This window comes from Pokkaliibacter plantistimulans, assembly GCF_003194385.1.
Classification (GTDB): Bacteria; Pseudomonadota; Gammaproteobacteria; order Pseudomonadales; family Balneatricaceae; genus Pokkaliibacter; species Pokkaliibacter plantistimulans.
Map to the genome: position 1 here is coordinate 61,543 of NZ_LAPT01000022.1, position 19,430 is coordinate 80,972.

21 protein-coding genes are annotated in these 19,430 nt (G+C 58.9%); 15 read left to right on the forward strand and 6 right to left on the reverse strand.

All coding sequences use genetic code 11. The features are described from left to right. Positions 1 to 193: 193 nt before the first annotated feature. From WH50_RS05700 to WH50_RS05730, 7 genes are all read left to right on the forward strand, one after another. Complete coding sequence (locus WH50_RS05700; RefSeq protein WP_110186456.1) at positions 194 to 1,225, forward strand: ABC transporter substrate-binding protein; 1,032 nt, start codon at positions 194 to 196, stop codon at positions 1,223 to 1,225. A gap of 110 nt (positions 1,226 to 1,335) precedes the next feature. Further along, complete coding sequence (locus WH50_RS05705) at positions 1,336 to 2,190, forward strand: ABC transporter ATP-binding protein (protein WP_104155064.1); 855 nt, start codon at positions 1,336 to 1,338, stop codon at positions 2,188 to 2,190. A gap of 75 nt (positions 2,191 to 2,265) precedes the next feature. Beyond that, a complete protein-coding gene (locus tag WH50_RS05710) occupies positions 2,266 to 3,090 on the forward strand; it encodes an ABC transporter permease (protein WP_110186457.1) in 825 nt (274 codons plus the stop codon). A gap of 135 nt (positions 3,091 to 3,225) precedes the next feature. After that, positions 3,226 to 4,434: a CaiB/BaiF CoA transferase family protein gene (locus WH50_RS05715; protein ID WP_104155063.1), complete on the forward strand. Its 1,209-nt coding sequence runs from the start codon at positions 3,226 to 3,228 to the stop codon at positions 4,432 to 4,434. Positions 4,435 to 4,444: 10 nt separating this feature from the next. Beyond that, entirely contained in the window at positions 4,445 to 5,404 is a 960-nt protein-coding gene (locus tag WH50_RS05720; RefSeq protein WP_110186458.1) for a hydroxymethylglutaryl-CoA lyase, read from the forward strand. A gap of 36 nt (positions 5,405 to 5,440) precedes the next feature. Then, entirely contained in the window at positions 5,441 to 6,235 is a 795-nt protein-coding gene (locus tag WH50_RS05725) for an alpha/beta hydrolase (RefSeq protein WP_133251254.1), read from the forward strand. Between the two features lie 221 nt (positions 6,236 to 6,456). After that, positions 6,457 to 6,888 (forward strand): GNAT family N-acetyltransferase, encoded by a 432-nt coding sequence (locus tag WH50_RS05730; protein ID WP_104155060.1) that lies wholly within the window; start codon positions 6,457 to 6,459, stop codon positions 6,886 to 6,888. A gap of 55 nt (positions 6,889 to 6,943) precedes the next feature. Here the strand turns inward: WH50_RS05730 and WH50_RS05735 are convergent, their stop codons facing one another. Further along, on the reverse strand, positions 6,944 to 7,342 hold the full coding sequence (locus WH50_RS05735) for a VanZ family protein (protein WP_110186460.1): 399 nt from the start codon (positions 7,340 to 7,342) through the stop codon (positions 6,944 to 6,946). A 229-nt stretch (positions 7,343 to 7,571) separates the two neighbouring features. On the opposite strand from WH50_RS05735, the gene WH50_RS05740 reads away from it, so the two are divergent. From WH50_RS05740 to WH50_RS26295, 3 genes are all read left to right on the forward strand, one after another. Further along, complete coding sequence (locus WH50_RS05740) at positions 7,572 to 8,177, forward strand: DUF416 family protein (protein ID WP_165838316.1); 606 nt, start codon at positions 7,572 to 7,574, stop codon at positions 8,175 to 8,177. 5 nt (positions 8,178 to 8,182) lie between these two features. Then, positions 8,183 to 9,802: a diflavin oxidoreductase gene (locus WH50_RS05745; protein WP_110186462.1), complete on the forward strand. Its 1,620-nt coding sequence runs from the start codon at positions 8,183 to 8,185 to the stop codon at positions 9,800 to 9,802. Positions 9,803 to 10,023: 221 nt separating this feature from the next. Next, a complete protein-coding gene (locus tag WH50_RS26295) occupies positions 10,024 to 10,191 on the forward strand; it encodes a hypothetical protein (RefSeq protein ID WP_165838313.1) in 168 nt (55 codons plus the stop codon). Between the two features lie 200 nt (positions 10,192 to 10,391). Here the strand turns inward: WH50_RS26295 and WH50_RS27115 are convergent, their stop codons facing one another. Beyond that, the gene (locus WH50_RS27115; RefSeq protein ID WP_279305906.1) at positions 10,392 to 10,514 is read right to left on the reverse strand and encodes a hypothetical protein; all 123 of its coding nucleotides are present in this window, start codon (positions 10,512 to 10,514) and stop codon (positions 10,392 to 10,394) included. 410 nt (positions 10,515 to 10,924) lie between these two features. Between WH50_RS27115 and WH50_RS05750 the strand changes: the two genes are divergently transcribed. Next, positions 10,925 to 11,185: a hypothetical protein gene (locus tag WH50_RS05750; protein WP_110186463.1), complete on the forward strand. Its 261-nt coding sequence runs from the start codon at positions 10,925 to 10,927 to the stop codon at positions 11,183 to 11,185. A 28-nt stretch (positions 11,186 to 11,213) separates the two neighbouring features. On the opposite strand, the gene WH50_RS05755 is transcribed toward WH50_RS05750, so the two are convergent. After that, the gene (locus WH50_RS05755; protein WP_110186499.1) at positions 11,214 to 12,107 is read right to left on the reverse strand and encodes an acyltransferase; all 894 of its coding nucleotides are present in this window, start codon (positions 12,105 to 12,107) and stop codon (positions 11,214 to 11,216) included. Between the two features lie 324 nt (positions 12,108 to 12,431). On the opposite strand from WH50_RS05755, the gene WH50_RS05760 reads away from it, so the two are divergent. Continuing rightward, complete coding sequence (locus tag WH50_RS05760) at positions 12,432 to 14,723, forward strand: sensor domain-containing protein (protein ID WP_207780194.1); 2,292 nt, start codon at positions 12,432 to 12,434, stop codon at positions 14,721 to 14,723. Between the two features lie 51 nt (positions 14,724 to 14,774). Here the strand turns inward: WH50_RS05760 and WH50_RS05765 are convergent, their stop codons facing one another. Beyond that, positions 14,775 to 15,713, reverse strand: coding sequence for an NADP-dependent oxidoreductase (locus WH50_RS05765; protein WP_110186465.1), 939 nt, complete (start codon positions 15,711 to 15,713; stop codon positions 14,775 to 14,777). Between the two features lie 306 nt (positions 15,714 to 16,019). Between WH50_RS05765 and WH50_RS05770 the strand changes: the two genes are divergently transcribed. The 3 genes from WH50_RS05770 (at position 16,020) to WH50_RS05780 (ending at position 18,305) form a co-directional block, all read left to right on the forward strand. Next, positions 16,020 to 17,024, forward strand: a complete 1,005-nt coding sequence (locus WH50_RS05770; protein WP_110186466.1) for a 2-hydroxyacid dehydrogenase — start codon at positions 16,020 to 16,022, stop codon at positions 17,022 to 17,024. Positions 17,025 to 17,101: 77 nt separating this feature from the next. Then, positions 17,102 to 17,326 (forward strand): hypothetical protein, encoded by a 225-nt coding sequence (locus WH50_RS05775; RefSeq protein WP_110186467.1) that lies wholly within the window; start codon positions 17,102 to 17,104, stop codon positions 17,324 to 17,326. A 109-nt stretch (positions 17,327 to 17,435) separates the two neighbouring features. After that, on the forward strand, positions 17,436 to 18,305 hold the full coding sequence (locus tag WH50_RS05780; protein WP_110186468.1) for a response regulator: 870 nt from the start codon (positions 17,436 to 17,438) through the stop codon (positions 18,303 to 18,305). A 93-nt stretch (positions 18,306 to 18,398) separates the two neighbouring features. Here WH50_RS05780 and WH50_RS05785 read toward each other — a convergent pair whose 3' ends face one another. Further along, the gene (locus WH50_RS05785) at positions 18,399 to 18,839 is read right to left on the reverse strand and encodes a DUF4426 domain-containing protein (protein ID WP_110186469.1); all 441 of its coding nucleotides are present in this window, start codon (positions 18,837 to 18,839) and stop codon (positions 18,399 to 18,401) included. Between the two features lie 26 nt (positions 18,840 to 18,865). Continuing rightward, a complete protein-coding gene (locus WH50_RS05790; RefSeq protein ID WP_110186470.1) occupies positions 18,866 to 19,417 on the reverse strand; it encodes a GNAT family N-acetyltransferase in 552 nt (183 codons plus the stop codon). Between the last annotated feature and the right edge of the window lie 13 nt (positions 19,418 to 19,430).

Below are 19,430 nucleotides of genomic sequence, written 5' to 3' on the forward strand. Positions count from 1 at the left end.
ATGATGTTTCGGCCCGCCTTCAAGAGTTATCGAGCAGCACTCTTTTCTTGGACCGCGGGCTCTTGCCCTGTTTCCATGAGATCGGGCTGACGTCATCGTCCAGGCAGATGGACGGTACGGCAGAGGAAATGTGGGCAGGAAACCTCCCTCCGACTCAATTACTCCAATCAATAACAATAATGTGGAGACACCCATGAAGGCATTCGCATACGCCGCCGGTTCTATCGGCCTGGCCTGCGCTCTGATTTTCGGCGCTCCCGCCCAGGCAGAATCCAATCTGGAACAAACCAAAGTCAGCATCGCCGTCGGCGGTAAGACCCTGTTTTATTACCTGCCACTCACCATTGCCGAGCAGAAAGGCTTCTTCAAAGAAGAGGGGCTGGAGGTGGAAATCAGTGATCTGAGCGGTGGCTCCAAAGCTCTGCAGGCGCTGGTCGGTGGTAGTGCCGATGTGGTGTCAGGCTCCTATGAACACACCATCAGCATGCAGGCCAAGGGCCAGGACATCGTTGCCTTCGTTGTGGAAGGAAATGCCCCGGGTATCGTGCTGGGGGTTGCCAAGAACAAGGCCGACAAGATTACCTCCGCCAAGGATCTCAAGGGGCTGAACATCGGCGTGACGGCGCCCGGCTCCTCGACGCATATGTACGTCAAGACCCTGCTGGTGAAGGCTGGCCTCAGCCCGGATGATATTTCCGCCATCGGCGTAGGTGCTGGTGCCGGTGCGGTGGCGGCGCTGGAACACGGGGAAGTGGATGCAGTGGCCAACCTTGACCCGGTGATTGCCAAGCTCGAAGCCGATGATGCCATCAAGGTGATGTATGACACCCGCACCAAGGCCGGTGTCGACGAAGTTTATGGGGGTGACTACCACGCCGCGGTGCTCTACACCAAGGCCAGCTATCTGCACGATAACCCCCACACCTCACAGGCACTGGCCAACGCCATTGTCCATGCGCTGAAGTGGATGGCATCCGCCACGCCCGAAGAGATCGTCAATACCGTGCCTGAAGCCTATTACGGTGGCGACAAGGCGCTCTATACCGCGGCATTGAAAGCCAACCTCGGCAGCTACAGTAAGACGGGTGAGTTCTCCAAAGAGGCCACCGAACACGTGCTGGCGGTGCTCAAGGCATTCGATGAGAAGGTGCAGAAAGCCACCATCGATCTGAGCAAGACCTACGACGACCAGTTCGCCAAAGCCGCCCAGTCGGCCGTCAAGTAATCTCTGCGCGCACCCCATGAAAGGTGGGGTGCCTGCTTCCTGAGTTTCGTTGTGAGTGCAGAACCCGCCATACCGTCATAGCGCTGGTGCCGTTCTGCCAGGAGCCTGACATGCCTGCAGTTGTCAAAGATCATCTGAGTCTGGTGCGTAGCCAGCAGGGCGCCGCCAGCAGTGCGGTGTCGCTGAAAAGCATCACCTGTTCCTTCAGTACGCCCAAGGGCGGCACCTATACCGCGGTCAAGGACATCTGTCTGGATGTCGGCGAGGCCGAGTTTGTCTCGGTAGTGGGGCCGACCGGCTGCGGCAAATCGACCATTCTGAACAGTATTGCCGGTCTGCTGCAGCCTACCTCGGGCACGGTGGAAGTGTTCGGCAAACCCCTGCAGGGCATCAACCGTGATGCCGGCTATATGTTTCAGGCCGATGCGCTGATGCCATGGCGCACCGCCTATGACAACGTCGTCGCCGGGCTGCAGTTCCGTGGTACTGAGCCGGAGGAAATGAAGCATCTGGGCCACCAGTGGCTGGACCGGGTGGGGCTGGGACGCTTTGCCGACCGCTATCCGCATCAGATGTCCGGCGGTATGCGCAAACGGGTGGCGATGGCGCAGATGCTGATCCTCAACCCGAAGATCATTCTGATGGATGAACCGTTTTCAGCGCTCGACGTACAGACCCGTCAGCTGATGGAAAACGAACTGCTGGCACTGTGGTCAGCCAATCGCCGCTCGGCGGTGTTTATCACCCATGATCTGGAAGAAGCCATTGCCATGTCTGACCGGGTGGTGGTGCTGTCTGCCGGGCCTGCCTCGCACATCATGGCGGAGTTTGAAATTACCCTCAGTCGCCCCCGTGATGTGGCGGAAATCCGCATGACGCCGGAGTTTCTCGATCTGCATCATCAGATCTGGGCCACCATGCGTGATGAGGTAATGAAGGGGTATCAGCAGAGTCAGCAGGGCTGACCGGTTGCCGCAATTAACGTACCGGGGCCGCGCGCTGCGTCGGCTGTCGGGCATGAGGTTTTGAGGAGCACAACGATGTCGTCATCCGCATCGACCCGTGCAGCTGGCGTGGCCCAGCCTGCCATCAGCTATAAAGCCAGGATTCGTCTGTACCAGCTCGCGTTGCTGATCGGACTGTTTCTGTTCTGGGGGATCACCACGCACTACGGCATTCTGCCCAGCTTCTTCTTCGGTGAGCCGATCCCCGTGCTGCAACAGGTTTTCGACTGGTTCAGCGGCACCGCCATCTACATGCATCTGGGGATTACCCTGCTGGAAACGCTGCTGGCGTTCGTGATCGGTGCCGTACTGGCCATGATCGTCGGCCTGTGGCTGGGGCTGAATGATCTGGCCTCCGCTGTGGCTGACCCTTACATCAAGGCCATGAATGCGATGCCAAGGGTGATTCTGGCGCCGATCTTCGCCGTCTGGTTCGGTCTGGGTATCTGGTCCAAGGTCGCGCTGGGGATCACCCTGGTGTTCTTTATCGTGTTCTTCAACGTGTATCAGGGCGTGCGTGAAGTCAGCCCGACCCTGGTGGCCAATGCGCGTATGCTGGGCGCCTCACGCAAGCAGCTGATCCGCAGTGTCTACCTGCCTTCTGCCACCAGCTGGGTGTTCTCCAGCCTGCACACCTCGGTGGGGATGGCTTTCGTCGGTGCCGTGGTCGGTGAGTATCTGGGCTCGGCCCGTGGCATGGGCTATCTGATTCATCAGGCCGAAGGAGTCTTTGATATCAATACCGTGCTGGCAGGCATTCTGGTGCTGACCATCTTTGCCCTGATTCTCGACGGTCTGGTGACGCTGGTGGAAAGCAAACTGCATGGCTGGCGGCCCGTCGCTGACCATTCCGGCCACTGACGGCCTGCACCCTGACTGGCGGGCATTGCCCGCTGGATCCTGCCCGGATCGTGAGCAGGTGCTTATCTCCGTGGTCTGTCTCCGCGTTTGCTGTGGTTTTTCGTCATCGTATTTTCTGTTGCAAGGGAGGCCTCCATGCTGACCGATTCTACCCAACCGCTGCCCCTGCAGGGGGTCAAGGTCATCGAACTGGGAACCCTGATTGCAGGCCCGTACGCCGCCGCAGTACTGGCCCAGTTTGGTGCCGAAGTGATCAAGATCGAGTCGCCCAAGGGCGGCGATCCGCTGCGCACCTGGCGCAAAATGCACAAGGACACCTCGTTGTGGTGGTATTCCCAGAGCCGCAACAAGAAATCCATCACGCTCAATCTCAAGTCGGCAGAAGGTCAGCAGATCGTCCGTGATCTGGTGCAGGAGGCCGATATCGTTATCGAGAACTTCCGCCCCGGCTGTCTGGAAGAATGGGGGCTGGGCTGGGAGCAGCTGTCGGCACTCAATCCGGCCCTGATCATGGTGCGGATTTCTGGCTACGGCCAGAGTGGCCCCTACAAGGACCGGCCGGGTTTTGCTGCCATCGCCGAGTCCATGGCGGGGATGCGTTATGTCACCGGTTACCCGGACCGGCCACCGGTGCGGGTCGGGGTCAGCATCGGCGATACCCTGGCTTCGCTGTACGGGGTGATCGGCGCCATGATGGCTATGCATCATCTGAAAGTGAATGGCGGCAAGGGCCAGTTTATCGACGTGGCGTTGTATGAAGCCGTGTTCGGCGTGATGGAAAGCCTGATTCCCGAGTTCTCGGCGACCGGCTTTATCCGTGAGCGCAGTGGCTCCAGCATGCCGGGCATTTCGCCTTCCAATACCTATCTCTGTGCCGACGGCAGCTATGTGGTGATTGCCGGGAATGGCGACAGCATCTTCAAACGCCTGATGCAGGCGATTGGCCGTGCTGATCTGGCCGATGATCCGCGACTGGCCAAGAACGATGGCCGCGCCCGGCACAATGACGAGCTGGATGATGCCATTGGTGCCTGGACCGGTCAGCACAGTCTGGAGCAGGTACTGGCCGCGTTGCAGCAGGCCGAAGTGCCCTGCGGCAAGATCTACAACGCCGCCGATATCGCCAGTGATCCGCATTTTGCCGCCCGCGAGATGATCGGCCACCACACGCTGGAAGACGGGCAGGCAGTGGATATTCCCGGCATCGTACCCAAGCTCAGCGCCACGCCGGGGCAGACCCGCTGGCTGGGACCGACCCTGGGCCAGCATACCGAAGAAGTACTGGCCAGCATCGGCATTGACGCCGCCCGGCTGGCGGACCTGAAAGCCCGTGGTGTGGTGTGAGGGAAAGGTCATGAGTCTGTTTTCAGCACTGGCGGCCGGTGAGCGGCTGCAACTGGCCATAAACGAAGTGATGACCCGCGACGGGCTGCAGAGTGAAGTGCTGTTCGTGCCGACCGAGGCCAAGATCGCGCTGGTCGATCAGCTGTCCCGCACCGGGCTGGCCAAGATCGAGGTGACCTCCTTTGTGTCACCCAAAGCCATCCCCAATCTGCGTGATGCGGCGGAAGTGATGGCCGAAATCATTCGTCATCCCGGCGTGACCTATGTGGCGCTGGTACCCAATGTGCGTGGGGCGGAGCGGGCGCTGGCGTGCTCGGTGGATGAGATCAATCTGGTGATGTCGATTGGCGAAGAACACAATCTGGCCAATATGCGCATGACCTGTGCCCAGTCGCTGGCGCAGTTTGCCGACGTGATGTCCCTGCTGCAGGGCTCGCCGATGAAGGTTAATGGCACGCTGGCCACCGCATTTGGCTGCCCGTTTGGCGGCCGGCAGAGTGATGAGCGGGTACGCTGGGCCATTGATGCCTATCTGGAACTCGGCATGCACAGCATCACGCTGGCCGATACCACCGGCATGGCCTTTCCCCGGCAGGTGTATGAACGAGTCGCGGCGGTCAGATCAGCCTATCCACAGCTGCCCCTGACGCTGCATTTCCACAATACCCGCGGGATGGGGCTGGCCAATGTGCTGGCCGCTGTAGAGGCTGGCGCACGCTCCTTTGATGCCTCGCTGGGCGGCATTGGTGGCTGCCCTTATGCACCGGGCGCCAGCGGTAATATCAGCACCGAGGATACGGTGCATATGCTGGAAGGCTGCGGTATCGCCACCGGCGTTGATCTGGATGCACTGCTAGCGATCGGCCGTGAGCTGCCCACCTTGCTCGGTCACGATCTGCCCGGGCAGATTCTCAAGGCGGGAAAAAGCTCGGAACTGCGTCAGCGCGGGAGTGTCAAAGCCCAGTCGTGACCTGCAGGCGGGGCAAACTATGGGGCTGGGAAATCTATGGGGCTGGGAAAACAAAGGGGGTACGGCACGTTGCTGGCGCCGCTGCTTATTGCGATGGCCGCCGCAGCCCATGCTGCCCCGCTAACGGAACCGGCTTATACCTCTGCGGTGTTGACCCTGTCGGGCAGCACCGCGCGTGCCCTGTATTTAAGCCCTGCTCATCCGCGTGCGGTCCTGCTGATGCTGATCGGCGGTACCGGACAGCTGGGGCTGACAGCGGATGGTCATCTGGCTCACCGCGCCAATGTGCTGGTGCGCACCCGTCGTGACTGGCTGGCGCGTGGCTATGCCGTGCTGCTGCCCGATGCACCTGATCGCCATAGCCTGCGCGGTCAGCGATCCTCCTCTGCCTATCTGGCGTACCTCAACCGCTGGCTGGACCGTATAGCAGGTCAGACTGCTGCACCGGTGATTCTGCTGGGAACCAGTCAGGGCTCGATTGCTGCCGTCAATGGCGCCGCCCATCTGGCTGCACGCCTGCACGGCGTGGTACTCAGTGAGCCTGTTACGGTGCCGGGTGGCAGTCACGAGACGGTATTTGATGCAGGCCTGCAGCAGGTAGCACTGCCCACCCTGATTGTGGCCAACCATGATGATCAGTGCCCGGTCACTCCGGCCAGTGGTGCGGCACAGATGATGGCTCGGATGCCGCTGGCGCCGACCCGGCTGGCGTATGTCGATGGTGGCGAGGGCAACAGCGCTCACTGCGACTCGCTGTCAGCCCACGGCTACCGTGGGCAGGAAGCTGCCTTTGTCCAGCAGGTGGCAACGTGGATACAGCAGCTGCATTGACCTGAGTGCCTGTTCATGCTGTGCTGCGCGTCGGCCTAATCGCATGAAAGATCAGCGGAATGCTCGGTTTTGCCACCAGCACACGGCTTCCTGAGCGCTTTTTTGCTGTGTTTGGCCTCTGCTCGTGAGATCGATCACACGTTCTTGATCGGGCCTTCAGACATTTCCAGACGTTCTGTTCCGAATCACTCCGCATTTATGCCGTATAGCAAGGGGCTGCCATGTCCACGTCCACTCTGCAGTACCATCTGGATCGCACACTCACTGCCGATCAGTTTATTGATGTTCTGAATCGCTCCAGTCTGGGTGAGCGCCGCCCGGTGGATGACCGTACCACCATTCAGGGCATGCTTGATCATGCCGATCTGCTGATCACCGCCTGGGATGGCGAAACTCTGGTAGGGGTATCGCGCGCTGTGACTGACTTCCACTACTGCTGTTATCTGTCTGATCTGGCGGTAGACAAGGCCTGTCAGCATCAGGGGATAGGCATCGCGCTGATGGAGCTGACCCGTCAGCAGCTGGGGCCAAAGTGCACGCTGATTCTGCTGGCCGCTCCCGCCGCACAGGACTATTACCCCAAGGTCGGGTTCGACGCCCATCCACGCTGCTGGGTTGTGGCGCCGGGTAACAGGATTGAACGCAAGGGCTGAACGGCAACGCGGCCAGCCATTGGCAGCGACAAGGTCTGAGCACATCACCGGTGGGTCAGGCTTGCATGCGCCTTCCCGTTAGCTGCCGGTGCAGCACTAGGCTCAGCCAGGTGAAGGCTGCAATGCCCAGTGCGTCGGCCAGCAGATCCTTGCCATCAAGGGTGCGGGAAGGGAAGAAGTATTGGCTCAGTTCTTCCAGCAGTACGAAGCTCAGCACTGCCAGTGTGCCGTAGGGTAAGGTCAGGCGCTGCCAGCGTATTCCGCGGCAGGCACTGGCCAGATTGACCAGCAGGGTGAGCAGGCCAAACAGGCCCAGATGGCCGACCTTGTCGGCGTAGGGCGTACGGCGGACAAAGTCGAGAAAGAGGTTACTGGCGCCGGTATCGGCCTGATAGATGATCCACAGGATAAAGGCAAAGAAAGTAAGGGCGAGGCTGCTGATCAGTGTGCGCATGGTCCATTCCTGCGTGATGAAGAATGAGGGCATGCTAGCACTGTGATCCCAGTCTCCACCGTGTGGATTCGGTGTGCTTTTGCAGTGCGGGGCAAGAAGGCAGAAAAGCGCCTGATCGGCACCGGTCCGGCACGATTTCTGCTCATTCTCTGATCATTCAGCCTGTACCCGTGATTGGCTACTGGGGTAAAATGCCCGTCCAATGAATACCCGCCGGAGTGTCTCTTCAATGTATCAGCTTGATGATCTCGAACAATTACTGGAACAGCGCCCGGAATGGCAGCGCGCCCTGTTCGCGGTCTCCATGGCAGAACGCCTTTTTCCCAACTATGCCCTGTTTGCGCGGGTCGCCGAATTCGGTGATGTAGCGGTGCTGCGCAACGCACTGGACAAAACCTGGGACAAGCTGGCGGGCCGCCGCAACGTGGTACATGTGGAAGAGTTGCTGGACGAGCTGGACAGCGTCACTCCTGACCTGCGTGAGTTCGATATGTACGGCGCTCACGCCGCACTGGACTCCTGTGTCGCTCTGAACACCGCGCTGAATGCACTGGAAAGCGGCGAAGCCGCCGATGCTGCCTCTTCGGCACAGGTAGTGCAGGAATGCATCGCCGGTTTTGTCGAGTTCACGGCACCCAATGACGACCTGTCCGACGAAGAGCTGGTACGTCTAATCAATACCCATGAGCTGACTCAGCAGCAGGACGAATACGTTGCCTGGTTGCTGGATGAGCTGAAGCAGCACACCAAGGTGGATGCTGCCTGGATCGACGAGCTGCGTGCAGCGGCTGTCAATGAAGGCGTAAGTGCCATCGGGATCTCTGACGACGAGTAACACCCATGGCCGCAACGCCCTCTATTGCGGTCGGTTATGCCAGCGAATCGGGTAATGCCGAAACGCTGGCCAGACATCTGACCCAACTGCTGCACGATCAGTTCCAGCAGCAACTACCCTCCCAGACGCCCGCCATTACCTGCCTGAGTCTTGACGATCTGGCAGCCCAGGTGGCGCACGCCGATATTCTGCTGCTGATCAGCAGCACCTATGGTGCCGGTGATATTCCCTCCAACGGCGGGCATTTCCTCAGCGAACTGAAAGCCAAACGGCTGCAGGTGCAGGAAAAACAGATGGCGGTGCTGGCGCTGGGAGACCGTGCCTACGATTCGTTCTGTCAGGCCGGTCGTGATCTCTATCGACTGCTGGCGGAGCAGGGTGCCCATGTGTTGGTGCCCCTGTTCGAGGCCGATACCAGTTTTCAGCCAACCTATAACCAGTGGCTCAGCCGCTTGCTGCCACGCCTTGGGCTGGCGGTACCGGAAAAGCTGCTGGCCTTCAGCAAGACCTACAGTGCCAGAGAGCCTTTTCTGGCGACGCTGACGCATCAGCACCGTTTGACCTCCGCTACGGCTGACAAGGACGTACGCCACTATGTACTGAATATCAGCGGTGCCGGGATACATTATCAGGCGGGTGACAGTATCGGGGTGATGCCGGTCAACAGCCGTCAGCGGGTCGATGAGGTGCTGGCAGCGGCGGGCTTGCAGGGCAATGAATACTGCCGCCGTGCCGATGGCCATGATGGCCCCGTTGCTGAGTTGCTGAGCCGGTATATCGAGCTGACAACCCCCGGCCAGACCATGTTGCAGTGGCTGGCTGAGATTACCGGGGCCGAATGGTTACAGGCCCTGCTGCATCCCAGTCAGGTGCAGGCCCTGTGTCAGTTCCAGTTCACGACTGATCTGGCCGAGGTACTGCGCCGCGTGGTAGGGCAGGTTGATCCGTTGCAGCTGCTGGCCCGGCAGAGCGGCTTGTTGCCCCGTTACTATTCGCTGAGTGCCAGTCCGCTGAGCCATCCTGATGAGTTACATCTGACCGTCGCCACCCTGAGCTACAGCAAGCAGGGTGCCACTGTGCAGGGTACTGCCTCAGGCTGGCTGGCCAGCTTGCCGCTGGGTGCGAAGGTTCCTGTATTCCTGCAGCCCAGCCCGCTGTTCCGTCTGCCGGAAGACCCTGATCGCGATGTCATCATGATTGGTCCGGGTACCGGTATCGCGCCTTTCAGAGCCTTTCTGCATGAGCGTGAACAGCTGCAGGCCCGTGGTCGTAACTGGCTGTTCTTCGGCGAGCGCCATCGCGCCAGCCATTATCTTTATCAGGCGGACCTGCTGCGCTGGCAGCTGCGCAAGGAGCTGACCCGTCTGGATCTGGCGTTCTCCCGTGATCAGGCAGAGTCTGTCTACGTCCAGCACCTGTTGCTGCAACACGCTGCCGAGGTGTTCGCCTGGCTGGAAAACGGTGCTTCTATCTACGTCTGTGGCGACAAGACCCGCATGGCCGCTGATGTGGACCGGGCGCTACGTCAGGTGCTGGTGGAAGGCGGCGGCATGAGCGTGGCGGATGCCGGGCGCTATCTGCTCAGGTTGCGGATGGAAAAGCGCTATCTGCGCGACGTGTATTAAGCCTGTTACTCCCCTCATGCGCGTCTCTCCAGCGCGTCGGTGTCGGCCACGTTAATCTGTTGTTACGTGGCCGACACGACCTGCAATCTCTGCTTCAGCCCATACCTCCACTGCTACGCACCCATGCTGCCCTTTACACTCTCTATACAGCACTGCCGCTATGCTGTTGACGGCTGTGGCATCATCGCGCACACCGCGTCAGATGGTGCGAGGAGAGAATCGTGAAGAAAAAGATGTTGATGTTGTCTGCCGTGGCGTTGCTGGGCCTGACACTGGGTGGCTGCTATCCCTGGTTCCCGTGGGGACCACATGATGGTGGCGGCGGTGGAGGTGGTGGCGGTCACTGGGGCGGCGGCGGTGGACCGGGTTCCGGTTACCATGGCCACTGATGGCCACTGTTACCACTACTATTCAGAGCGCGGGCCGTTAGCCGCACGCAACAGGAAGGGAAATACCCAGCGGGTATAAGGTAAGACGGGGCAGAGCGGATCGTTGCCCCGTTGTGCTGAGCACGTGCTCACGATCTGCCGCGTGTCAGCTACTAAGGGCTGACCTGGCTCTCGGCCTGTTCGACAATGTCCTTATTTTGCTACTGGTGTTCCGTCAGCATCTGGCCACGCAGCATGATCAGCCTGTAGCTGGCGATCAGGATCATTACCACGGTCATCTGGCCACGCAGCAGTGCCAGTTTCTGGTTGATGGAGACATGCATTGATAATGTGTTGCACAGCAGTCAACCTCACTTCATCTAATGAGTTCTGTAATCTTCCGGGGAGCACAGTAGACACTGGCAGATGCAACATCTTTGATCAAAGTGGTGCTGCACTGCTGAATGATTGGTTTTCCATCGGCGGTGCAAGCTGAGTTCTCATTGGTAGCGGAAACAGGTTCAACTCACTGCCTGTCCCCGTGGAAATTGCGTTGCATTTCTTTCGCCCGATGATAGGGGCGGGCAGAACATTAGCTATAACGGTCCAGCTGTCAGCACCGCTCGTCATGTCGGCAGACCTGTGCAGATCAGCAGACAGCCAGATTGGCGCCTTTGGGGTGGTTGCGGCAAAACGTCATTCCCGCAAGATGTGCTAGCATTGCCGCGCTTTGCAGATAGGGGGCAGGAAGGTGATGTTGCGCTGGGGTTTGGTGTTGCTGATAGCACCATTGCTACTGTTGATGGGGGTGTACTGGCACGAGTTCGGCAGCGTCAACGAGTGCATCCTGCAAGGAGGGCAATATGACTACCAGCTGCATGAGTGCACCTTTGCTGTCACGATGCCCTTTGTGCCTTTCGCCGAGCGCTATCCGCTGCTGGTCAACCTGTCGATGCTGGCAGCGCTGGCGGGGTTTGTGTTGTGCCTGATAGGTCTGTACTCCCGCCGCCGCTGATCTCAGAGCCCGTTCTTAACCAACAGAATCAGCCCTGCGCCTGCTGCCTGAGGGCGGTGATGCGCTGATCCTTGTGATGCCACAGGCTGTTGATCCAGTCCTGAAAGGCCGCGCGGAAGGATTCATCCTGCTGATAATCTCCCTCCCGCAACGCATCCGGCACCGGAATGGCGCGGACCTCCATCACCACCCGACCAATCTGCCCGGACAGCAGATGCCAGAAACTGGGCACGCTGCCATCGGCATAGACAATGGTGACGTCCAGCACCGTATCGATCTGCTGGTGCATGGCGGACAGCACAAAGGCCACCCCTCCCGCTCTTGGTTTCAGCAGATGGCTGAAGGGGGACTGCTGCTGATCATGTTTGTGCTGGGTAAAGCGCGTGCCTTCCACGTAGTTGATCAGGGTGACCTTGCGGTCGCGCAGTTTGTCACAGGCGATGCGGGTAATCTCCAGGTCTTTGCCACGCAGTTGCGGGCGCCGTTCCAGTTCAGCACGGCTGTAGCGGCGCATGAAGGGGTAATCCAGTGCCCACCATGCCAGCCCCAGCAGAGGGACCCAGAACAGCTCGCGTTTGAGGAAGAAGGTAAAGAACGGTGCCTTTTCCAGCATCAGCTCCATCAGTGCAGGAATATCCACCCAGCTCTGATGGTTACAGATAATCAGGGTCGAGCGTTGCGGCAGGATGTGCTCACGACCCCGAATATCCCATTCGGTGTCGGTCAGCGCGTGCAATATTCGCCGATTGGCCAGTGCCCAGCAACGGGCGATCCAGCGTACGCCGGTACCACAACGCCGACGCAGAGCGGGTACCGGCAGCAGGGCTTTGAGCAGGGCCAGGATCAGCATCGGAACGATGCCGATCAGGGTGTTCAGTACAATCAGGCTGGCACTGGCCAGTCCAATGATCAGCGACGGCATGATGTCTCCGGTCTGGGAGCCGCGCCATACCCGACATGCTCCGGTGTGGCGTGCAACGGTTTGCGGACCCTGTGCACAGGCTGCGGACACGGGTCTCTTGTTCTGTCATTTAACTGACTATTCACGTCATCTTGACCTTTTATGCACTGGCATCAGCCGCAATCGCCTCAGCTTCTTCTACTATGTAAATTGCCTAGACACGCTGGCCAGAGTCGGGACGTATTTTGGCAGCAAAATGAAGAAAGTCACCGTCTGACGAAGGGAAATCAACCACGAGGGTGGCATTGGTATTCAGGGTCTTTCCGCATGGGGTGGATAAGAGTGGTGGCGTGTGTCCTTGTCTGGCTGAGCCTGACAGGACGTTCCGGGGCGGAGACGCCCGTGCAGAGCATCATCGCTTTTCCGGTGGATGTGTTGCAGCAAAGCAGGACACCGATGATGCTGATTGATCCTGAGTCTGGTCGTATTCTTGCTGCCAACCCGGCTGCTATTCATTTCTATGGTTACAGTGGCGAACAGCTGGCACGCATGAGCATTGATCAGATCAACAGTCTTGATCCTGCTGAGGTGGCCGCCGAGCGCCAGCGCGCGCTGAAGGAAAAGCGCAACTACTTCATCTTCCCCCATCGACTGGCCAACGGTGATATCCGTACCATGCAGGTCAACTCCTGGCCCGTACAGCTCAACAACGGTGGTAAAGCATTGTTTTCAGTGCTGATTGATGTCACCGGGCAACCACTGGCCCGCGACCAGCTGCTGACCTATACCGGCAAGCTGGAGTCGATGGTGGAGGCGCGCAACAGCGAACTGCTGCAAACCCAGGTGCGTTACACCCGTATGCTGATGGCCGCGCTGGCAGTCACTCTGGTGGTGATGCTGTGGCTGCTGGTCAATGTGCGTCGTCGTCGGCACGTCGAGAAGGAACTGACACGGCAGACTATCCTGCTCGGTGGCTTGCTGGATTCCATCCCGGATCTGGTGTTCTTCAAAGACCCGCAAGGGGTCTATCTCGGCTGTAATCTGGCGTTTACTCACTTTGTTGGCCGTGACCGCGACCGCATTGTCGGCCGCACCGATGCAGACATGTTCGGTGCAGAGCTGGCAGCCATGTTCCGCAGCTATGACGAACGCATGATGCGGGCAGGCATCCCCCGCTCCAATGAGGAGGAAGTGCGCTATCCCGATGGTCGTCAGGTGCTGCTGGATACGCTCAAGGCACCGCTGCATGATGCCTCTGGCAAGCTGGTCGGTCTGCTGGGCATCAGTCGTGATATCACCGCGCGCAAACAGGCCGAGGCGCGCATCGAGAGTCTGGCCTTCTTCGATTCCCTGACGCAGTTACCCAACCGTATCCAGCTTAACCAGCGCCTGCCGGAGGTGATTCAGCAGCTGAGTGTGACTGGTCATCACGGCGCGCTGCTGTTTATCGATCTGGACTACTTCAAGACCATCAATGATGTTTTCGGCCATGCGACCGGCGATGAGCTGCTACAGATCATGGCCGGTCGTCTGCGTCGTCATGCCCGTGAGCGGGATATTCTGGCGCGCCTTGGCGGCGATGAGTTTGTGCTGGTGATGACGCAGCTGAGCAGTGATGAGGCGATTGCCCGCGCCGATGCGGATCAGCGCATTGCGGAGTTGCAGCGCCATATGGCCATGCCTGTGTCGCTGCATGCCCGCGAGGTGAAACTGGGGTGCAGCGTCGGCGCGGTGCTGTTCGGTGACACATGGAAAGTACATGCAGATCTGCTCAAGTGTGCTGATATGGCCATGTATCAGGCCAAGGATGCCGGGCGGGGCACCTGCAGCTGGTACGAACCGGCACTGCGGGAGCGCATCGAACATCGTTTCACCGTGGGTGAAGAGCTGCGCCACGCACTGAGTAAAGATGAGTTTGTGCTGTATCTGCAGCCGCAAGTGGACGGCAACGGGCAGATTTGCAGCTTTGAAGCCCTGGTGCGCTGGCAGCATCCCCAGCGTGGGCTGATCCTGCCCGGTGAGTTTATCCCGGTGGCGGAAGAGAACGGCCTGATCGCCGAACTGGGCGACTGGGTGCTGAACCATACCTGCCTTCTGATGGCACAGCATCCGCGGCTGCACTGTTCGGTCAATGTCAGCGTGCGGCAGTTCCTCCATCCTGAATTTCTTGACCGCATCGACAGCCTGCTGCGCGACCACGAGATCGGCGCCAGTCGTTTGACCCTGGAGGTGACAGAAAGCCTGCTGATCGCCGACTTTGAGCAGGTGGCGCTGAAGATGCAGTCGTTGCAGCAACTGGGGGTGCGGCTGTCCATTGATGACTTCGGCACCGGTTATTCGTCACTGGTGTATCTCAAGCGCCTGCCTATTGATGAGCTGAAGATTGATCGCGATTTTGTTCGTGATTTGCCCGGCGACACCAGTGATGCCTCATTGGTAGTGCTGATTCTGGCCATGGCGCGCCATCTCAATCTGTCCGTAGTGGCGGAAGGTGTGGAGAACGCTGAACAGGCCGAATTCCTGCGGCAGCACGGCTGTCATTACTATCAGGGCTATTTCTACGGCAGACCGCAACCCATCGACAGCTGGCTGGAGGTGATGGATCACGCCAGAGGGGTGCGTCCGGCGGCAATCTGAATCTGCCGTCACTGCCACACCAAGGGGGTGGCAGTGATGAACGGAGCGGGATCAGAAGGTCAGGACGATTTTGCCACGCACCCGGCCACTGGCACTGAGCTGATGCGCTTCCCTGACCTGCTGGAACGGAAAGGTCGCGGAGACTTCCACCCTGACCTTACCGGCCTCCACCAGATCGGCAATTTCCTGTAACTGATCGGCAGAAGGAAATACCCGCATGCCGGTAGCTCGATAGCCGTGCTGGGACGCCGCTTCTACCACTTCCTCCGCGGTTTTTGACGGCAGGGTGACGAGTACGCCATCGTGTTTGAGTACCGCCAGTGCCTTGACGCCACTGCTGCCACCGACGCCATCCAGCACGATATCGACATCGCGAATGGCATCCTGCAGTTCTACTTTCCAGTAATCGATACAGGCGTCGGCACCCAGTTGGCGCAGATAATCGTGATTGCGCTCCGACGCGACGGCGATGACTTCGGCGCCAGCCTGTTTGGCAAACTGCACTGCCAGATGGCCAACGCCCCCTGCGGCGGCGAGGATCAGCACGCGTTGCCCGGCACGCAGGTGTGCATAGTCATGCAGCGCCTGCCACGCCGTCAGACCGGCCAGTGGCAGTGCCGCCGCTTCGACAAAGCTGATGTTATCGGGCTTGTGCACCAGGTGGGCGGCATTGGCGGAGACTTCTTCGGCATAGCACCGGCCGGGTTGCGGGAAGTTGAGCAGGCCCATCACTTCATCGCCGGGCTGGAAAATGGTCACTTCCGAGGAGGCTGATTCCACCACGCCAGCCATTTCCCACCCCAGAATCAGTGGCAGGCCGTTGGACAGGCTGGCTACGCCGCCCCCTTCGCGGGTTTTCCAGTCAATGGGATTCACTCCCGCCGCCTGGCTGCGGACGATGACGTGATCGGCTTCCAGCAACGGACTGGGCAGTTCGTCAATCTGCAGCACGTCCGCGCCACCGAAGGCATGGATTTGAATCGCTTTCATGGTTAACCCCCTGGCTGTACCCGTGTTACCGAATCGGGACGGCGTGCATCCGGTCGGTAGTGTTATGGCTATTATTTTTATGAGTGCGGTAACGGTTGTGGTTAACGTCTACAAATACTGACGTTTATCAAAAAATCCTTATCTATTCTTAGGGGAGGCGGCGCACTGTCGCAAATCGCTGACCTTATACCTAGGTCGCATAGGTTATGCTTGCCAGTACCACTCCCGCTGCCGGATGGCCGACGCTGGGGTGTTATTGAGTGTAGTTGTTGCGGTGCTAACTGTTTGACGAGAGAAGGAAAGTCCATGCGTGTTGCCGTGTTTGGAAGCAAACCCTATGACCGTGAATTCCTGACCCGGGCCAATCAGGAGTTTCAACATGAGTTGCAGTTTTTCAAAGTGCGACTGAATGAAGAAACCTGCGAACTGGCGCGCGGCTTTGCGGCAGTCTGTGTGTTCGTCAATGATCAGCTGACCGAGGCTGTGCTGACTGATCTGGCCACCCATGGGCTGCAGGTGATAGCGCTGCGCTGCGCTGGTTTCAACAATGTTGATCTGCTGGCGGCAGAACGCCTGGGCGTCAGTGTCGTCAGGGTGCCTGCCTATTCACCCGAGTCGGTGGCTGAGCATTGCGTCGGCCTGATGCTGACCCTCAATCGTAAATATCACCGTTCCTTTCAGCGGGTGCGGGATGGCAACTTTGCCCTGCACGGCCTGCTGGGCTTCAATTTTCATGGCCGCACGGCAGGTATAGTGGGTTTGGGCCGCATCGGTCTGGCCACTGCACGGATTCTGCAGGGAATGGGTATGCGGGTGCTGGGCCATGACAAGTTCCCCAGTGCCGAGGCGACGAGCCTGGGGATTGCGCAGGTTGCCCTGGAGCAGCTCTATGCCGAAGCGGATGTGATTTCCCTGCATTGCCCACTGACACTGGAAACCCATTACCTGATCAATGCCGACAGTCTGGCGCAGATGCGCGATGGGGTGATGCTGATCAACACCAGCCGTGGTGGACTGATTGATACCGCGGCCGTTATCGCCGCGCTGAAAAGCGGCAAGATCGGTTATCTGGGGCTGGATGTGTACGAGCAGGAAGGTGATCTGTTCTTTGAGGATCTGTCGTCCGAGGTGATCCATGATGATCAGTTTGAGCGCCTGCTGACATTCCACAATGTGCTGATTACTGGCCATCAGGGTTTCTTTACCGAGGAGGCATTGCACAGCATTGCCGGGACCACACTGCAGAATCTGGCGGATGTGGAAGCGGGCAGACCCTGTTTGAACAGAATAGGGCGTGATTATTTGGCCTGATCCTGCTACAAATCGGGATCAATTCTGTCCGCACGACAATAACAATAATGACTGTGGCGTAGCCACCGGAGATTGCCATGATTGCACTGCTTGAACCGATTCTGCTGCTGGCCGGACTGATGATGATCGTCAGTGGTTTGCTGCTGTATGGTGTGCGTACTCAGGACTGGCGGTCACTGATGGTGTTCTGGCGGCCGACCGTGGCCTTTCAGGCCAGGGAGTATTTTCTGTACAAGCTTGGCATCACCGTTATGGTGATCGGTTTGTTTGCCCGTCTGTATAACCATCTGGGCTTTGCCTGAGAGGGTAAAAGATGGGCAGGAAAGCGCTACATGGCTGAGCGCGTGAGCAGGCTCTGAGAGCAAAGGAAAGATGTACCCGGCCACAGGGCGGGGTAGGTAAGGGGAAACAATGGCAGATGTACGGCTGCTGGTAGTGGACGACGCCAGCTTTATCCGCGACCTGGTGAAACGGGTCATCAAATCCAAATTGCCTGCTATCGAGGTAGAAGAAGCTGTCAACGGCAAGCGCGCGTTGCACCTTCTTGGCAAGGTGGATTTCGATATCGTCCTGTGCGACTGGGAAATGCCGGAAATGAGCGGGCTGGAAGTGCTGCAGTGGATGCGTGGGCAGGATCGCTGCAAGCAGGTGCCCTTCATTATGATTACCAGCCGGATCGATAAGGAGTACGTAATTCAGGCGGTGCAGAGTGGCGTAACGGACTATATCGGCAAGCCATTCAGTAACGAACAGCTGCTCAACAAGGTTGCCAAGGTACTGGCCAAGAAGCATGACCTGCGTGTACTGGCCCGCCGTGATGACCAGCCGTTGCAGGCCGCACAGGGCAACCCGTTGCAGGCTCAGGCTATCCAGGCAGCGAAGATTCAGGGTGTTGCGGCGGACTCGGTGAATGTACTGACCGCTGGCAAAAGTGCGGGCAGTGGCCGTAAGGTGGCGGCCAGCAATGTGCCCAAGGGCCTGGCGCAGCTGCGTTTGCCGGACAATGCCACGGTGCGCTGCATGATCAGGGACATCAGCCTGCAGGAAGCGACACTGGTGGTAAAGACCGAAGAACGCGTGCCCAAGGTGCTGGAGTCGGCAGTGGTGGATATCGAGCAGGAGGGCGGCAAGCAGGTGGCGCGGGTCAATGGCTTTGTGTTTTCCGTGCAGGCCAGCGAGCGCTCGGCCAGTAGCGAATTTATCAGCGTCAAAGTGGTGTTTGTCGACAACGATCCTGAGAAATTTGAGGCGCTATCGCATTTCGTCGCGGGCCTGCGCTGATTTCTCTTCTCGCATAGAAACCACGTCTTGAGGTGGCGGTGCAGACAGGTGTGCCCGCCACTGTTCATTGCGATAGCCGTGAGGCTATCGTCATCAGTCGCGAAAAAATGTCTGGGTGAAATGCAGTTCGTGGGCCGTTCCCTGTGGATCGGGGCGTACGGTGATGCTGAACTCCAGGGGATCGTCATTGCTGATGGTGAAGTCGCTCAGGTAATAGACCGCTGAGGGTTCTGTGACTTCCTGAAAGGTCAGCGTGACACGCTGGCCAGCGAGGTTTTTGACCGAGCCGCTGATCATGGTTTTGCCGGGCTTGCCGTCCTTGAGCACGGCGATATTCAGTAATCCACGTTCCTTGCTGCGCACCAGATGGTACTGACGGGCTATTTCCGGCTGCAGAAAGGTCGAGTTGAAGGCGTTGTAGTGGACTTCGTAGGCGCCGAACTGCTGTTTCTGTTCAGCGACTGCCGGGGAGGTCAGGCACAGTGCCAGCAGGGCAACACCGCCCCATTGCGTAAATCTGTTCAGGATAGCCATAGCGTTCTCCACTGATGTGTACTCACTTACCGCTTACTGGTCAGCCATTCCTCGTGCAGTAAACCGTACAGTTCATGGTCGACATAGTCGTGCTGCAGACGTTCAGCCCGACGCAACGTGCCTTCGTGGCGAAAGCCCAGCGCCTCGGGCAGACGACGGCTGCGCAGATTGCTGCTGGCTACCCGGATTTCCAGTTTAGCCAGCTGCCACTCCTCGAACGCCAGTGCCAGCAAATGGCTCAGGCAGCGTTGCATGATGCCTTTGCCCTGATAAGGCTCGGCCAGCCAGTAGCCAATTTTGGCGCTCTGCAGACGCCAGTCCACCTGCTGCAAGCCGAGACAGCCAGCCAGCTGCCCCTGATAAAGAATAGTTAGGGACATGGCCTCACGCTCTGCCAGCAGTTGTAACTGCTGGCGCAGAAAGGCCAGGGTGTCATCACTGCTGTGGGTATCGTCAACCCAGGGCAGCCACTGGCGTAAATAGGCGCGCTGACTGTCGATCAGGGCAAACAACGGTATAGCCATGTCCGGCAGACAGAGGCCGAGACTCAGATCATCGTCAACGCGGCGTCGGAACATGGCGCTCTCCTGT

What these genes read in the sequence shown, in the direction of transcription:
- WH50_RS05790 (WP_110186470.1), bottom strand. Translation starts at nt 19,417, where the DNA reads ATGTTCCGACGCCGCGTTGACGATGATCTGAGTCTCGGCCTCTGTCTG.
- WH50_RS05700 (WP_110186456.1), top strand. Translation starts at nt 194, where the DNA reads ATGAAGGCATTCGCATACGCCGCCGGTTCTATCGGCCTGGCCTGCGCT.
- WH50_RS05735 (WP_110186460.1), bottom strand. Translation starts at nt 7,342, where the DNA reads ATGCGCACACTGATCAGCAGCCTCGCCCTTACTTTCTTTGCCTTTATC.
- WH50_RS05730 (WP_104155060.1), top strand. Translation starts at nt 6,457, where the DNA reads ATGTCCACGTCCACTCTGCAGTACCATCTGGATCGCACACTCACTGCC.
- WH50_RS05765 (WP_110186465.1), bottom strand. Translation starts at nt 15,713, where the DNA reads ATGAAAGCGATTCAAATCCATGCCTTCGGTGGCGCGGACGTGCTGCAG.
- WH50_RS05740 (WP_165838316.1), top strand. Translation starts at nt 7,572, where the DNA reads ATGTATCAGCTTGATGATCTCGAACAATTACTGGAACAGCGCCCGGAA.
- WH50_RS05710 (WP_110186457.1), top strand. Translation starts at nt 2,266, where the DNA reads ATGTCGTCATCCGCATCGACCCGTGCAGCTGGCGTGGCCCAGCCTGCC.
- WH50_RS05755 (WP_110186499.1), bottom strand. Translation starts at nt 12,107, where the DNA reads ATGCCGTCGCTGATCATTGGACTGGCCAGTGCCAGCCTGATTGTACTG.
- WH50_RS05780 (WP_110186468.1), top strand. Translation starts at nt 17,436, where the DNA reads ATGGCAGATGTACGGCTGCTGGTAGTGGACGACGCCAGCTTTATCCGC.
- WH50_RS27115 (WP_279305906.1), bottom strand. Translation starts at nt 10,514, where the DNA reads ATGCATGTCTCCATCAACCAGAAACTGGCACTGCTGCGTGGCCAGATG.
- WH50_RS05745 (WP_110186462.1), top strand. Translation starts at nt 8,183, where the DNA reads ATGGCCGCAACGCCCTCTATTGCGGTCGGTTATGCCAGCGAATCGGGT.
- WH50_RS05725 (WP_133251254.1), top strand. Translation starts at nt 5,441, where the DNA reads ATGGGGCTGGGAAAACAAAGGGGGTACGGCACGTTGCTGGCGCCGCTG.
- WH50_RS05785 (WP_110186469.1), bottom strand. Translation starts at nt 18,839, where the DNA reads ATGGCTATCCTGAACAGATTTACGCAATGGGGCGGTGTTGCCCTGCTG.
- WH50_RS05775 (WP_110186467.1), top strand. Translation starts at nt 17,102, where the DNA reads ATGATTGCACTGCTTGAACCGATTCTGCTGCTGGCCGGACTGATGATG.
- WH50_RS05715 (WP_104155063.1), top strand. Translation starts at nt 3,226, where the DNA reads ATGCTGACCGATTCTACCCAACCGCTGCCCCTGCAGGGGGTCAAGGTC.
- WH50_RS05720 (WP_110186458.1), top strand. Translation starts at nt 4,445, where the DNA reads ATGAGTCTGTTTTCAGCACTGGCGGCCGGTGAGCGGCTGCAACTGGCC.
- WH50_RS05770 (WP_110186466.1), top strand. Translation starts at nt 16,020, where the DNA reads ATGCGTGTTGCCGTGTTTGGAAGCAAACCCTATGACCGTGAATTCCTG.
- WH50_RS05750 (WP_110186463.1), top strand. Translation starts at nt 10,925, where the DNA reads ATGTTGCGCTGGGGTTTGGTGTTGCTGATAGCACCATTGCTACTGTTG.
- WH50_RS05705 (WP_104155064.1), top strand. Translation starts at nt 1,336, where the DNA reads ATGCCTGCAGTTGTCAAAGATCATCTGAGTCTGGTGCGTAGCCAGCAG.